This is a genomic window from Corynebacterium drakensteinense (assembly GCF_041224285.1).
Lineage (GTDB): Bacteria > Actinomycetota > Actinomycetes > Mycobacteriales > Mycobacteriaceae > Corynebacterium.
In genome coordinates this window covers 90,805-104,325 of sequence record NZ_JAXOFP010000010.1, presented here as the reverse complement: position 1 = coordinate 104,325, position 13,521 = coordinate 90,805, and the positions used below count along the sequence as shown (strand labels likewise).

Annotated in this window: 12 protein-coding genes; 9 read left to right on the top strand and 3 right to left on the bottom strand. The window is 57.5% G+C overall.

Annotated elements, in window-relative coordinates; all coding sequences use genetic code 11:
* Nucleotides 1-1,050, top strand: a 1,050-nt coding sequence (gene ligA / locus U1140_RS07355; RefSeq protein WP_369846892.1) for an NAD-dependent DNA ligase LigA, incomplete at its 5' end; no start/stop codon positions are given.
* Between the two features lie 12 nt (nucleotides 1,051-1,062).
* Here ligA and U1140_RS07350 read toward each other — a convergent pair.
* Nucleotides 1,063-1,725: an ACT domain-containing protein gene (locus U1140_RS07350; protein WP_369846891.1), complete on the bottom strand. Its 663-nt coding sequence runs from the start codon at nucleotides 1,723-1,725 to the stop codon at nucleotides 1,063-1,065.
* 242 nt (nucleotides 1,726-1,967) lie between these two features.
* Here U1140_RS07350 and gatC point away from each other — a divergent pair, with 242 nt between their 5' ends.
* Nucleotides 1,968-2,258 carry an Asp-tRNA(Asn)/Glu-tRNA(Gln) amidotransferase subunit GatC gene (gene gatC, locus U1140_RS07345; protein ID WP_369846889.1) on the top strand — a complete coding sequence of 97 codons (291 nt, stop codon included), beginning with the start codon at nucleotides 1,968-1,970 and terminating at the stop codon, nucleotides 2,256-2,258.
* 32 nt (nucleotides 2,259-2,290) lie between these two features.
* The gene (gene gatA, locus U1140_RS07340; RefSeq protein WP_369846888.1) at nucleotides 2,291-3,778 is read left to right on the top strand and encodes an Asp-tRNA(Asn)/Glu-tRNA(Gln) amidotransferase subunit GatA; all 1,488 of its coding nucleotides are present in this window, start codon (nucleotides 2,291-2,293) and stop codon (nucleotides 3,776-3,778) included.
* Between the two features lie 104 nt (nucleotides 3,779-3,882).
* On the opposite strand, the gene U1140_RS07335 is transcribed toward gatA, so the two are convergent.
* Nucleotides 3,883-4,206 carry a hypothetical protein gene (locus tag U1140_RS07335; RefSeq protein WP_369846886.1) on the bottom strand — a complete coding sequence of 108 codons (324 nt, stop codon included), beginning with the start codon at nucleotides 4,204-4,206 and terminating at the stop codon, nucleotides 3,883-3,885.
* Nucleotides 4,207-4,263: 57 nt separating this feature from the next.
* On the opposite strand from U1140_RS07335, the gene U1140_RS07330 reads away from it, so the two are divergent.
* The 4 genes from U1140_RS07330 to U1140_RS07315 all read left to right on the top strand — a co-directional run bounded on the left by U1140_RS07330 (nucleotide 4,264) and on the right by U1140_RS07315 (nucleotide 9,934).
* On the top strand, nucleotides 4,264-5,709 hold the full coding sequence (locus tag U1140_RS07330) for an MFS transporter (RefSeq protein ID WP_459076889.1): 1,446 nt from the start codon (nucleotides 4,264-4,266) through the stop codon (nucleotides 5,707-5,709).
* A 108-nt stretch (nucleotides 5,710-5,817) separates the two neighbouring features.
* Nucleotides 5,818-6,849: an ATP-dependent 6-phosphofructokinase gene (locus tag U1140_RS07325; RefSeq protein ID WP_369846883.1), complete on the top strand. Its 1,032-nt coding sequence runs from the start codon at nucleotides 5,818-5,820 to the stop codon at nucleotides 6,847-6,849.
* A gap of 69 nt (nucleotides 6,850-6,918) precedes the next feature.
* Nucleotides 6,919-8,436, top strand: coding sequence for an Asp-tRNA(Asn)/Glu-tRNA(Gln) amidotransferase subunit GatB (gene gatB / locus U1140_RS07320; RefSeq protein ID WP_369846882.1), 1,518 nt, complete (start codon nucleotides 6,919-6,921; stop codon nucleotides 8,434-8,436).
* A 94-nt stretch (nucleotides 8,437-8,530) separates the two neighbouring features.
* Nucleotides 8,531-9,934 (top strand): YkvI family membrane protein, encoded by a 1,404-nt coding sequence (locus U1140_RS07315; protein WP_369846881.1) that lies wholly within the window; start codon nucleotides 8,531-8,533, stop codon nucleotides 9,932-9,934.
* Between the two features lie 5 nt (nucleotides 9,935-9,939).
* On the opposite strand, the gene U1140_RS07310 is transcribed toward U1140_RS07315, so the two are convergent.
* A complete protein-coding gene (locus U1140_RS07310; RefSeq protein ID WP_369846880.1) occupies nucleotides 9,940-11,070 on the bottom strand; it encodes a glutathione S-transferase family protein in 1,131 nt (376 codons plus the stop codon).
* 231 nt (nucleotides 11,071-11,301) lie between these two features.
* Here U1140_RS07310 and U1140_RS07305 point away from each other — a divergent pair, with 231 nt between their 5' ends.
* Nucleotides 11,302-12,087, top strand: coding sequence for an HNH endonuclease family protein (locus tag U1140_RS07305; protein WP_369846878.1), 786 nt, complete (start codon nucleotides 11,302-11,304; stop codon nucleotides 12,085-12,087).
* 149 nt (nucleotides 12,088-12,236) lie between these two features.
* On the top strand, nucleotides 12,237-13,520 hold the full coding sequence (locus tag U1140_RS07300; RefSeq protein ID WP_369846877.1) for a DoxX family protein: 1,284 nt from the start codon (nucleotides 12,237-12,239) through the stop codon (nucleotides 13,518-13,520).
* Nucleotide 13,521 lies beyond the last annotated feature (1 nt).

Here is a 13,521-nt window from a genome sequence, read left to right as displayed (position 1 = left end):
GGGCGGGTGACTCCGTTTGCGATCATGGATCCGGTTTTCGTCGCCGGAACCACCGTGTCCATGGCGACGCTGCACAACCAGACTGAGGTGAAGCGCAAAGGCGTGCTCATCGGCGATACCGTGGTCATCCGCAAAGCCGGCGAGATCATCCCAGAAGTGCTGGGCGCGGTGGTCGCGCAACGCGACGGTAGCGAATACGAATGGAGCTTCCCGGAAAACTGCCCGTCGTGTGGCACGAAGCTGGCACCGCAAAAAGAAGGCGATGCTGACTGGCGCTGCCCGAATGCACAGTCGTGCCCGGCCCAGCTCGGGGCCCGGCTGGAATACCTTGCCTCCCGCAAGGCCTTCGATATCGAGGCGCTCGGAGAAAAAGGCGCCCACGACCTGATCGCGAGTGGCGTTGTTGTCGACGAGTCAGACCTCTTCGCCATCGATGAAGAATCACTGGTGAAATCCACGGTGTACACCCGCCTGGACAAAGACGACAAAACCCAGCGGGTGGTCAACGCTAGCGGTAAGAAGTTACTGGAAAACCTCGAGAGCGCACGGCACGCGGATTTCTGGCGGGTGTTGATCGCGCTGTCGATCCGCCACGTCGGCCCGACGGCGGCACGGGCCTTGGCGACGCGTTTCGGTTCCATGGAGGCGCTGCGCAGCGCCGAGGTCGAACAAATCGCAGATGTGGATGGAGTAGGAGCGACCATCGCGAATTCCCTACGCGAGTGGTTCGACGTGGATTGGCACCGCGCCATCGTCGACAAGTGGGCGCACGCTGGTGTGACGATGGAAGTTGCCGCCGAACAGCGGCTTGCTCAGACTCTGGAAGGGCTGACCATCGTCGTCACGGGCACTCTGGAGGGCTTTAGTCGCGATAGCGCAAAAGAAGCGATTGTCTCGCGCGGCGGAAAAGCCACCGGATCGGTATCGAAAAAGACCGATTTCCTCGTGGCTGGGGCCAACGCGGGATCGAAAGAGACCAAAGCTCGTGATTTAGGCGTCCGCGTCTTGTCAGAAGCAGAATTCGTCGAGCTTCTCGACGGCAAGCTTTAGCCGTAACACCGTCTAGTCGATGAGTTTGCCCAGGATATTGCCGAGATGCCCCAGGTGGACGACCTCACTGGCAAGATAATCTGGGCCGCCTGCACGACCGATAATAAGCACCAAGCCGCTATTGCCAAGCGGCGCTCCGGCCAGTGCGGAATCGAGGATCCGCCAGGATTCTGGAATCCATGCTTCGCTGTCGGCGATGAGCACACGGGCTGCGGTGATATCGATATCGGCCGGGATCGAGCCATCGTCTTCTGGCGCCGCGCTTGATGCGGCCACGCGGGTAATCTCACCACTAGTGTCGACGATAATTGCCCACGATGAGGTCAATGCCTTTGGGAAAACCGAGACGAATTTCTGCAAGGAAGCGCGCAGACCACCGCTGTTAGTCGCCAGCTCCGAGAGCATTTCGATCTGCCCGCGGCGATCTACTCGACCCGAGAACGGCCGAATGGAATCGACTTCTACGCCATCGACGGAGTTAGCGGCCGTGATCAAGGCATCTGCCATCACGCCGGGCGGAAGGTCGACGACAATATCGTCCATGACGGCGTCAGCAGAAAAGGATTCGATGATGTCGACGGATTGAATATTTCCGCCGGTTTGGCCGATGGCGTCGGCTAATTGTCCGAGCGCTCCCGGGGTATCCGGGAGCAGGACACGGATCAAAAACGACATGATTTTAAGCCACCACTTTCTGCGTTTGGCGTTGGTCTTCACCATCCTAGCAACGCGGCGCCTGAATTTGGGACCGAAAACACAGTATGTACACGGTATCTATTTGGATTCCACATCTGCGGTGTGCTGTTGCGTCCGTGAGCGTCGTTGCCCGCTATCCCAGTCGTCGTAGTGTTGGCGCCAGTGGCGTAGCATAGTACGGGAGAAAATTGCTTCACGGATAGCAAAGGATTGAATCGACTGTGTCAGAAATTTCCCGCGAGAAAATTGAGCACCTGGCGAAGCTTTCACGCCTGGCGTTGAGCGATTCGGAAATCGCTACGTATGCAGAACAAATTGACGGCATCGTTGATGTGGTCTCGGCGGTACAGAACGTGGATACCAGCGGCGTAGAACCGATGAGCCACCCGCATTCAGTAGAAACCACCATGCGTAAAGACGAGGTTGTTCCCACCTTGTCGGCTGAGGAAGCCCTGGACCAGGCCCCTGATGCGCGTGATGGTCGTTTCGTGGTTCCAAAAATCCGTGGCTAGCCCAGTTGAAAAGCGATAAAGGTAGATAATTAATGACTGAATTTACACGCCCAACATCCGGACTCACCTCGGAAACCGCAGCGGAATTAGCTCGCCGTATCCACAACCGGGAAATCACGTCTCGCGAAGTCACACAGGCACATTTGGACCGCATCAGCGAGACCAACGAGACCCTGAATTCTTTCTTGCACATCGGTGCAGAGCAAGCCTTGGCAGCTGCCGATGCCGTCGACTCGGCATTAGATAACGGTGAGGCACCGGCTTCGCCACTGGCTGGTGTGCCACTCGCACTCAAAGATCTGTTGGTCACCACCGATGCTCCAACCACGGCGGCATCGAAAATGCTCGAAGGCTACCGCAGCCCTTATGATGCGACCGTGACTCGTCGTCTGCGCGAAGCCGGCATTCCGATTTTGGGTAAGACCAACTTGGATGAGTTCGCCATGGGTTCGTCGAACGAAAACTCCGCTTACGGTCCGGTGCGCAACCCCTATGACACCGACCGCACACCTGGTGGTTCCGGTGGCGGTACGGCAGCCGCGTTGGCTTCCGGCCAGGCGCCGTTGGGCATCGGCACGGACACTGGAGGTTCGATCCGCCAGCCTGCAGCGCTTACCAACACCGTCGGTGTGAAACCGACCTATGGCACGGTGTCTCGTTATGGTTTGATCGCCGCAGCTTCTTCGCTGGACCAAGCCGGCCCATGTGCCAACACGGTGCTGGATACCGCGCTGTTGCACGAGATTATTGCCGGCCATGATCCACACGATGCCACCAGTGTCGATCAAGCCGTCCCAGACGTGGTCGGTGCTGCGCGTGAAGGCGCGAATGGTGATGTTTCCGGGCTGAAGGTCGGTATCATCAAGCAATTCGAACGCGACGGCTGGCAGACCGGGGTGATGGAGCAGTACCACAAGAGCGTGCAGACGCTGGTGGACAACGGCGCTGAGGTCGTGGAAATCGATTGTCCGCATTTCGACGATGCACTGGCGGCGTACTATCTGATTATGCCGTGCGAGGTCTCGTCAAACTTGGCGCGTTTCGACGGCATGCGCTACGGCAAGCGCATGGGTGACGACGGCGAGCACTCCGCAAACCAGGTGATGGAACTGTCCCGCGAGGCCGGATTTGGCCCCGAGGTCAAGCGCCGCATCATGGTAGGTACCTATGCCTTGTCCGTGGGCTACTACGATGCGTACTACCTGCAAGCGCAGCGCATCCGCACCTTGGTGGCACAGGATTTTGCACGTGCCTATGAAAAAGTCGACGTCTTGGTTTCCCCAACGACGCCGACGACAGCATTCCGGTTAGGCGAAAAGGTCGAAGACCCTACCGCTATGTATAACTTCGACTTGTGCACCTTGCCGTTGAACTTGGCGGGTGTCTGTGGCATGTCCGTACCTTCCGGCATGGCAGCAGATACGCAGCTGCCAACTGGATTGCAGATTATGGCGCCAGCTTTTGCTGATGAGCGCCTCTACCGCGTTGGTGCCGCATTCGAAGCCCTCACCCGGAGCTAATGCAATGCACAAGGTTGGTGCCGTGAGTGTTCATACTCACGCATCACGAGCGAGTGTGTGTAGCGGCTAGCCCACACTCGCAGCGCGCGCCCTTCTGGGCGCGTTTATTTTTTGTCAGATAACGCGTAGGACGCCGCTGCGGTGGCAGCGGTGACGACACCCACGGCTGGCCAGGAGCCGATCTTCTTGGCCAGTGGGTGCGATAGTCCAAAGGCTGCTATGTAGCCACCGAGCAAGCCCGCGGTGGTCGCTGGGTTGGTTTTCGCCGCCCACGAGCGTGCTGCCCAATATCCGGCAGCGCCGAGCACGATGCCACCCAGCGGGCGCACGCCAGTCTGGACAGCAGTGAGGTAGCCGCCCACCAGGCCGAATGCGGTGGTGGTTGCGGTCGATACTTCTTTGGGGGATTTCACATCGATTAATGCCATGCGCACTAGTCTAGGTCGGTGGCTGCGTTGAGCGCTAGAAAATTTCCGGGCGCTAGGATGGGCCAGGTGACTACCGCACCACAACCACAGCCGAAGCAACCACATACTCCCACAGCTCTAGGTGCGATGGAGTCTACGGTGCTTCCAGAGGCCCAGGCGTGGAAGGCAATGTTTGCCCTGTCATTGGGCTTTTTCATGTCTTTGCTTGATCAAACTCTCATTGCTGTCGCAATTCCGAGCATCCGTCGTGCGTTTGATGCGACGCTCGCAGAGACGTTGTGGGTATCATCCGGGTTTTTGCTCTTCGTGGTGGTGCCGCTGTTATTTACCGGGCGACTGGGCGATCGCTTCGGCCAACGCCGCCTGTTCCGCATAGGCATTACCGTGTTTGTGCTGGGGGCACTCGCTTCGGCATGGGCCCCCAGCATCGAGTTGCTCATCGCCGCGCGCTGCGTACAGGGCTTGGGGGCGTCGATTCAGATGCCGCAGACGATGTCGGTGATCAACCGGGTTTTTGCTCGCGAGCGTCGTGGCCGCGCGCTCGGGGTGTGGGGCATTATCGGATCCGTTGCAGCTATTACCGGGCCAGCGCTCGGTGGGTTTTTGGTAGAACGCTCGTCGTGGCAGGCGGTATTTCTCATTCACATTCCGTTTGGCATTCTGGCGATCGTTCTCGCCACCTTGTGGGTGCCGCGGATGCCGACTTACGCGCGAAAACTCGACCCGCTATCGGTCATGGTTTCTCTGGTGTCCATGCTGTTAATCGTTGGTGCTATTCAGCAAGCCCCGGAGTCGAATTGGGCCTGGTGGATCTGGCTGATGCTCGCGTTGGGTGTGCTCGGCCTATACTGCTTCATTAAGCTGCAGCGCAGCGCGCAGGACCGCGGGGTGGAGGCGATGATTCCGCTGTTCTTATTCCGCAACCACAATTACCGGCTGGGCGTCCTCATCATTTCCTGCATGGGCTTTATGGCAGCTTCGTTGATGTTGCCGATTATGTTGTGGCTCCAAGACGGCCAAGGACTCGATTCCGGAACCGCAGGCTTGGTCATGGTGCCCATGGCATTGAGCTCGCTGTTCGTTTCGCCGATCGCAGGAATCATGGCGGATAATTTTCACCCGCGGAACCTCGTCGTTGGCGGGTTTAGCCTGATGGTCGCCGCCTGCGCGGTGTGTTGGTGGATCATGGCATTTGAATACCCGGTGTGGTGGCTGTCGATCGCCGCCGCATTTTTGGGCATTGGCCAGTCGTTCATTTGGGGTACCAATTCAGCGACCACGATGCGCGATGTGGAAGCGCCGATCATGGGAGCAGCTTCGGGGGTCTACAACACATCCCGACAGCTGGGTTCTGTCATGGGCGTGTCTATTTTGTCGGCTTTGATGCAACTTACTGTCGCCCATTCCGGCCTAGCCGTCGGTACTGCAAATACCGTGCTGCTGTTGGTGTTAGTGCTGGCAATCGGTTTGGTGACCTCGTTGTTCTACCGAAAAACTATTTAGCTTTGGGTGCTTACGGGGGCGCGGATTCCGTCCAGGCTGAATACAGAAACGACAACGTAACACCGACCGCACGACCCACGATCTTGCGGGCTTGCCTACAGTAGAGGCATGCGCATTGCCACACTGACATCGGGCGGCGACTGCCCGGGTCTCAACGCCGTGATCCGTGCGGTTGTTCGCACGGCGAATCAAGAACACGATTCCACCGTCGTCGGCTATCGCGACGGCTGGTTGGGCCTGCTGGACGACGACCGCGTCGATCTTTACGACGACGACGCCATCGACAAAATCCTGGTGCGCGGTGGAACCATCCTGGGCACTGGTCGGCTGCACCCGGAAATTTTTAAATCCGGCTTGGAGACCATCAAGGACAACCTTGCCGACGCGCGTGTCGATGCGTTGATCGCCATCGGTGGGGAAGGCACCCTGAAAGGTGCGAAATGGCTCGCAGACCACGGCGTGCCCGTCGTTGGTGTGCCCAAAACCATTGATAACGATGTGCTTGCCACTGATTACACCTTTGGCTTCGATAGCGCGGTTGCGGTTGCCACCGAAGCGATTGACCGCCTGCACGCCACCGCAGAATCCCACCAGCGCATCTTCATCGTCGAGGTCATGGGGCGCCACACTGGCTGGATTGCACTGCATGCTGGTCTAGCTGGTGGGGCACACCATATCGTGATTCCAGAAGTGCCCTTCGATGTTAGTGAGATTACGAAGTCGATGGAGCGACGCTTCCAGATGGGGGAAAAATACGGCATCATTGTCGTCGCCGAAGGCGCCCAGCCGCGGCCCGGCACGATGGCCGTGGATGATAAAGGTGTCGACGAGTTCGGCCACCGCCGCCTTGGCGGAATGGGCCAGCTTATCGGCGAAGAAATCTCGCGTTCCACTGGTTATGACGTGCGCACCACCGTGTTGGGGCACGTGCAGCGTGGCGGCACGCCGACTGCGTTTGACCGGGTTCTTGCTAGCCGTTTTGGAGTGCATGCTACTCGCGCTGCGCATCGTCGTGACTTCGGAACCTCAGTGGTGCTCAAAGGCGACACGATCGAAACCGTGGCGCTAGACGAGGTCGTCGCCAAGCTAAAAACGGTGCCGATGCGCCGCTACGAAATTGCCCAGGCCCTGTTTGGTTAGTCCGCCACGCGCGCGCTTGCCGTGCGGCCCGAAACCCCGTGCGCACAAATCGCGCGGGGTGCTATTACCATGGTGGCTATGACTGCTGCGATGTATGACTTATTGGACTACGACGAAGTCCTCGAAAAGTATGACCCAGTGATGGGCCTAGAAGTCCACGTGGAATTGGGGACGGAAACTAAGATGTTTTCGGCCTCCTCGGCACACTTCGGCGATGAGCCGAACTCCAACGTCGATCCAGTTTCCCTTGGCTTGCCCGGTGCTTTGCCGGTGGTAAACGCCAAGGGTGTGGAATGGGCAATCAAGATTGGTCTGGCTTTGAACTGCCAGATCGCCGAGTCTTCACGTTTTGCCCGCAAGAATTATTTTTATCCTGACCAGCCGAAGAACTACCAAATTTCGCAGTACGACGAGCCCATCGCATTCGATGGCTACCTCGATGTGGTGCTTGACGACGGCACCGAGTGGCGCGTGGAAATCGAACGTGCACACATGGAAGAAGACACCGGTAAGCTCACCCACCTGGGCGGTGTCGACGGCCGTATCCATGGCGCCACTGCCTCGCTGGTCGATTACAACCGCGCGGGTATCCCGCTGATCGAGATCGTGACTAAGCCAATCGTCGGTGCCGGTGAGCGTGCCCCTGAGGTAGCCCGTGCCTATGTCACTGCTTTGCGCGAGCTGGTCGCAGCTCTGGGAGTTTCTGATGCGCGCATGGACCAAGGCTCGATGCGTGTGGATTCTAACCTGTCCCTGCGCCCGAAAGGCACCGAAGAATTCGGCACCCGCACGGAGACGAAGAACATCAACTCGCTGAAGTCCGTGGAACAAGCCGTGCGCTTCGAGATGCAGCGCCAGGCATATGCGCTGGATAATGGCGAGGAAATCGCGCTGGAGACCCGCCACTACCAGGAATCGGACGGATCAACCGCCAAAGGTCGGCCGAAAGAAACCGCGGAGGATTACCGCTATTTCAACGATCCGGATCTGCCACCGGTTTCTGCGCCGCGTGCGTGGGTAGAAGAAATTGCGCAGACGCTGCCGGAGATGCCCTGGATTCGCCGTGCCCGCATCCAAAAAGAGTGGGGTCTGAAAGACAAAGAAATGCGCGATCTGGTCAACGCCGGTGCGCTGGATTTGATCATCGAAACTACCGACCACGGTGCGAGCGCCGATGAAGCACGCGCATGGTGGGTGTCTTACCTGGCTGCTAAGGCAAACGAACGCGGCGTCGAGCTGGCCGCGCTGGATATTACCCCGGCGCAGGTTGCGCGCGTCGTCGAGCTTGTCAAGGAAGGCAAGCTGACGACCAAGCTCGGCCGCAAAGCCGTTGATGGGGTGCTAGAAGGAGAAGGAGACGTCGACGAGGTCGTCGCCAAGCGTGGCTTGGAGGTCGTGCGTGATGATGGTGCGATCGAAAAAGCCGTGGACGACGCGCTTGCCGAAAACCCGGATATCGTCGAAAAGTACCGCGCCGGAAACAAGAAGGTGACCGGTGCCATCGTGGGTGCCGTGATGAAAGCTACCCAGGGCAAAGCTGATCCAGGTCAAGTCAACAAATTGATTGCAGAGAAGCTCGCGGAATAACAAGCCAGCAACACATAATGCTGTGATGCGTGTATCGTAGTTACGTTCATTATCCGAAGATAGTTTTCTTAAGCGAAGAAAGAGCGATAATTCGGTGTCATATAAACGCATTACAGGTATTGCCTTGTCCTTTGTGGGCCTTGTTGTCGGTGCGGGATTCGCCACCGGCCGCGAGGTCGTACAATACTTTTCGTCCTATGGATTGTGGGGGCTGGCAGGTGCTGCGGTAGCTGGCATCGTGATGGCGCTGGCCGGAACCGTGTTCTTGCAATTGGGTAGCTATTTCCACGCCCGTGAGCACCGTTTGGTGTTCAAGCGCACGACACACCCAATTGTGTCCCTACTTTTGGACATCTCAGTAGTCATCACGTTGTTCTCGATCGGTTTCGTGATGCTCGCCGGTGCTGGTTCCAACCTGGAGCAGCAATTCGGGTGGCAGCCGTGGATTGGTTCCACGATCATGCTGGGGCTCGTCCTGGTAGCCGGCATGCTGGATGTCAATAAAGTTTCGCGCATCATCGGTTTGCTCACCCCGCTGATCATCATCGCGATTCTTTCGGTTGCCGTCTATACCTTCGTGAACTGGCCAGATGATGTGAACCTGGTTGCGCAGCGTTCGGCTGAAATTGAAAGCCCAATCAGCAACTGGTTGCTCTCCGCATTGAACTACAACGGTCTGGCATTGATCCTGGCTGTGTCCATGACTCTGGTTATCGGTGGCGATTACCTCGACCCACGTGAAGCCGGTTGGGGTGGATTGTTCGGCGGTATTGCCTACGCCATCATGCTGGTGCTGGCCACCATGGCAATGCTGTTCAACGCAGAGCTCATTGATGGAACTTCGATTCCGATGCTCACGCTGGTCGATGACATCAATGAGAACTTGGGTCTGGTCATGGCTCTGGTCATCTTTGCGATGGTCTTCAACACAGCTATCGGTATGTTCTACGCGCTGGGTAAGCGCCTGTCAGCCGGTCGCGAAAACCAGTACCGCGTCATCTTCATCGTCGGTACTTTGCTGGGCTTTGCCGTCAGCTTCGTTGGCTTCGATGTCTTGATGCAATACGTCTACCCAGTTTTGGGCTACATGGGTATGTTCATGGTCGTCGTATTGGTCGGCGCCTGGATCAAGTCCTTTGCCCGGATTCGCGACGAGGCTACCAAGCGTGCCCGTCTGCGTCAGCTGATGTATCTGTCGTTGCACCCAGACAAAGAGCTGGAAAAGAAGCACAACGAGGAATTGCAACAATTGGTTGCTGAGTCCAACTTGGGCGACAAAGAGCTCTACAACTATGTTTCCGACGAGGTCGCGACTCAGTTGCATGAAGACGAAGAAGTCGATTTCAGCATCGGTGAAGACTACAAGTTGCTTGCCGACGAAAACCAGATGGAAGCCAAGGAAGAAAATAAAGCGGCAACCTACGCGGATTCTCGTGCGCAAGATACCGCCCTTCCGGGTGATGCATCACCGTCAGAAAAAGAAGAAGAGCAGAAATAAGCTAACTAGCTTCTGTCTAGATTGAATAGTTCGCGTTGGATCTGAGTAGGGTTTTTCAGCCCTTCAGATTCTGGTAGACGAGCAGGCAAAGTTGTCCCCTGAGCGAACGGCGCGCCTGCAAGGTGCTCGCGCCCGTGCGGTTGCGCCAAACCAGATACATCCGGACCCAATGGGACGACCTGCGTTGGGTTGATTTCTCGGTGCACGATGTAATAATGCTGTTTGATTTCGGTAAAATCGGTGGTGTCTCCAAAGCCGGGGGTTTGGAAAAGCTCTCGCAGATAGCCAGAGACGTTCGGCATTTCGCTGATCTTATTCCGGTTAGCTTTGAAATGGCCGTGATAGACCGCATCGAAACGGATCAGCGTGGTATATGCCCGGATGTCGCTTTCGGTGATGTGTTCGCCCATGATGAATCGCTGCGTCGCCAGGCGCTGTTCGAGCCAGTCGAGCGCTTCGAAAACGTCTGCATAAGCTTCTTCGTAAGCATCTTGTGAGCCAGCGAAGCCACAGCGGTAGACGCCGTTGTTGAGTTTATGGAAGAGGTAATCATTGATCTCGTCCATCTCCGCACGCTTGTCTTCCGGGGGCAAAAGTTGCGGAGCGCCGGCGCGGTGGTGGTCGCTCCATTCGGTTTGAAAATCGCGGACGATGCTAGTGAAATCATTCGTCACGACCTTTCCGCTGGATTCCTCGACGATCGCAGGCACGGTGATTCCACGCGGGTAATCGGGGAAGCGAGCGAAAAACGCATCCTGCAATCGCGGGATCTCTAATACTGGGTCGACCTTGCCGGGATCAAGGTCGAATGTCCAAGAACGCTTGTCGTGGGTGGGGCCAGCCAGCGCAAGCGAGATAACGTCTTCGAGGCCGAGCAAGCGACGCACGATTACCGCACGGTGTGCCCACGGACATGCGCGCGCTGCAACGAGTCGGTAGCGGTGGGCTTGCACAGGCCAGTGCAAGGTGTCTGCGGGTGCTGGTTCCGGTGCGTCGCCGGAAACATCTGCGGTGATGCGATCGGCGATGTAGTTTGTATCGCGCTCGAATGCGCCGCTGGTTGCGGCGTTTTGGGCATCGCCAGCCCAGTCGTCGTTGGGTGCAGATGAATCTGCTGCGGTGTACTCGGTGGACATGGTTTCCCTTTCTCTCGCGGAGGGTATTTCGTCGATACGGGGCAATATTTCATCGATTTTAGGTGATGTATCAACTATATCAGGTTGTTGGTGGTCTGTTTTGCGAATACCGGCAGCTTCTGGCAGGACTTGGGACGTGCAGACCGTCGTCTCGGCGGTTGTTCGTGCTCGCCTGCCAGATGTTCGGTGAGCACCGGTGGGCTCGGGCGGCTGTGCTACGGTTGGCAAATCATGATTGCCAGAATATTTACCGGTACGGCGCTTGCGGGTGCGCTTTCGGTAGCTCTCACCGGGTGTGTGGAGCCGGGGACTGGATCCGTGGACACCGCCACGGTGACTGAATCCACAACTGTTACTGCCACGGTCGACCCCACCACGACCGCTGCCGAGACTCCCGATGATCAGCCCGCTACTGTTTATCCGCACACTGAGCCGGGGTTGTATACCGATGACAGCCTTGATTATCGAAGCATGCACCAGGCCCTAGAAATCAAAGGGCGCGCACCCAATTCCGGTTATGACCGGGACCTATTCGGACAGCCCTGGAGCGATGATGTCAACGTCGCCGGAGGTCACAACGGTTGTGATACGCGGAACGACATTTTGCAGCGCGACCTGAAAGATATTTCGATCCGAAACGGCACGCATGGTTGCCTGGTGGAAAGTGGCACCTTCGACAGCCCCTATTCTGGTGAAACCATCAACTTTCACCGCGGCGATAACCAGGTGGATATTGAGCACGTAGTTGCGCTTGGCGACGCCTGGGTGAAAGGTGCTTTTCAGTGGGACGAGACTAAACGGCGCGATTTTGCCAATGATCCGATTAACCTGCTTGCGGTAGATGCTTCTAATAACCGGGCAAAAGGTGCGGCCGATGCTGCTACCTGGTTGCCGCCGCATAAACCGTTTCGGTGCGATTATGGGCGCATACAAGTCCACGTGAAATATGTTTACGGTCTGTGGACAACTGAGGCGGAACATCGTGCGCTGGGTGAGCTGCTGGAGCAATGTGGCTAATCCCTACGCCGTAGGTGTTATGTGCCCGGGCTCGTGCAGCCGGGCGCGTACGGCCGTGACAGGCAATAAATTGCGCATCGCTTAGCTTAAAACCTCCACGGGGCGGGTTGGTAACAGGTTTGTGCAGGGCTATCGCATAAATTGGGTCCATGAGCGATCGCAAAAACAACCCGAAAAACTCGAAAGATGCGCCAAAATCCGGCCGCCAGCCGGATAAAGCCGACTTTTATGACGATGAATTCGACGTCCCTACATACGACGCTTCGAAAGCATCCGATTCTCCGGCGACATCTGCCGATAAAACCACCCCGGATTCTGCGCAACAAGCCACTGCGCCGGAACCACACACCACAATCTTTGAGCGGGCGGGACGCGCCGCCCCACAAAAAATTGAGCCCAATTCCGGTGCTAACCGTGGCGACAATGCCCAGGCCCAGGCAACGGCTAAGGCTCCGGCAGCAGAAAAAGGCGCTGCAGCAGAGAAAGGCGCTGCAGCAGAGAAAGGCGCTGCAGCAGGGAACTCGTCAGTAGCTGGTGACGAATCATCAGCAGCGCAGGATTCTGCCGAAACTACCCAGTTTCAGCAGACCCAGAGCCAGCCCAAGCAGGAATCGAAGGATACTGTTCAGGCCGCTGCGCGCGAAGATGACCGTCCGGAATACCGCGATGAGGATTTCGCCTCCACCGAGATCATTGACCCTGCGGGTAAGCAAACCACCGTACCGGTCGCAGAGTCGGCCGTACCGCGAAACGCAGGCCAAGCACAGCCCGTGCAGCAAGTACCGGCACAACAAGCAGCGGGCGCTGACGCTGCACCACAGTATCCGGTGCAGCAGCCGTATGCGCAGGGTAGTGAGGCTACCGAGGCTGCACACGAGCATGGCCAAGGTGCCAACGAGCCTTCAGTGGATTACCGCCGTGGCACGATCGACCTCGGCTTGTTCTTGCTGCGCATTGTGTTTGCTGCGTGGCTCATTATTCAAGGTGTGGGCACGTTCTTCGGCTTGGGCAATTATGAGGGAATCTCAGGCCTAGAAGCAGAGTTCTCGGAATATAACCAGGTGCATCTGTTGGCGATTCTGGTGGCGTCGTTGCAATTAGCCTCGGGAATATTCCTGTTGCTGGGTCTGCTGGCTCCCTTTGCCGCGATGGTTGCGTTGACCGTGACTGGTTTTATGGCCGTGCATCAAATCGCGGTAGAGCAGTCCGGGCTGAATATCTTCAGCTGGGAACCAGCCCTGTGGCTGCCAGTCATCGCTGCAGCGATCGCCGTGATCGTGCAATTTACCGGCCCTGGATTGTATTCGCTGGATGGTGCGCGTGCTTGGGCGCGCCGTCCATTGGCATCGTCCTGGATTTTCGTGATCATCGGCATAGCCGCTGTGGTCGCAGCGTGGTGGCTGCTAGCAGGCACGAACCCGTTGGCGACCTAAC

Excerpts from the sequence above, each read along its gene's own strand:
- U1140_RS07350 (WP_369846891.1), bottom strand. The coding sequence starts at position 1,725 with ATGTCGTTTTTGATCCGTGTCCTGCTCCCGGATACCCCGGGAGCGCTC.
- gatA (WP_369846888.1), top strand. The coding sequence starts at position 2,291 with ATGACTGAATTTACACGCCCAACATCCGGACTCACCTCGGAAACCGCA.
- U1140_RS07335 (WP_369846886.1), bottom strand. The coding sequence starts at position 4,206 with ATGGCATTAATCGATGTGAAATCCCCCAAAGAAGTATCGACCGCAACC.
- U1140_RS07330 (WP_459076889.1), top strand. The coding sequence starts at position 4,264 with ATGGGCCAGGTGACTACCGCACCACAACCACAGCCGAAGCAACCACAT.
- U1140_RS07325 (WP_369846883.1), top strand. The coding sequence starts at position 5,818 with ATGCGCATTGCCACACTGACATCGGGCGGCGACTGCCCGGGTCTCAAC.
- gatB (WP_369846882.1), top strand. The coding sequence starts at position 6,919 with ATGGTGGCTATGACTGCTGCGATGTATGACTTATTGGACTACGACGAA.
- U1140_RS07310 (WP_369846880.1), bottom strand. The coding sequence starts at position 11,070 with ATGTCCACCGAGTACACCGCAGCAGATTCATCTGCACCCAACGACGAC.
- U1140_RS07305 (WP_369846878.1), top strand. The coding sequence starts at position 11,302 with ATGATTGCCAGAATATTTACCGGTACGGCGCTTGCGGGTGCGCTTTCG.
- U1140_RS07300 (WP_369846877.1), top strand. The coding sequence starts at position 12,237 with ATGAGCGATCGCAAAAACAACCCGAAAAACTCGAAAGATGCGCCAAAA.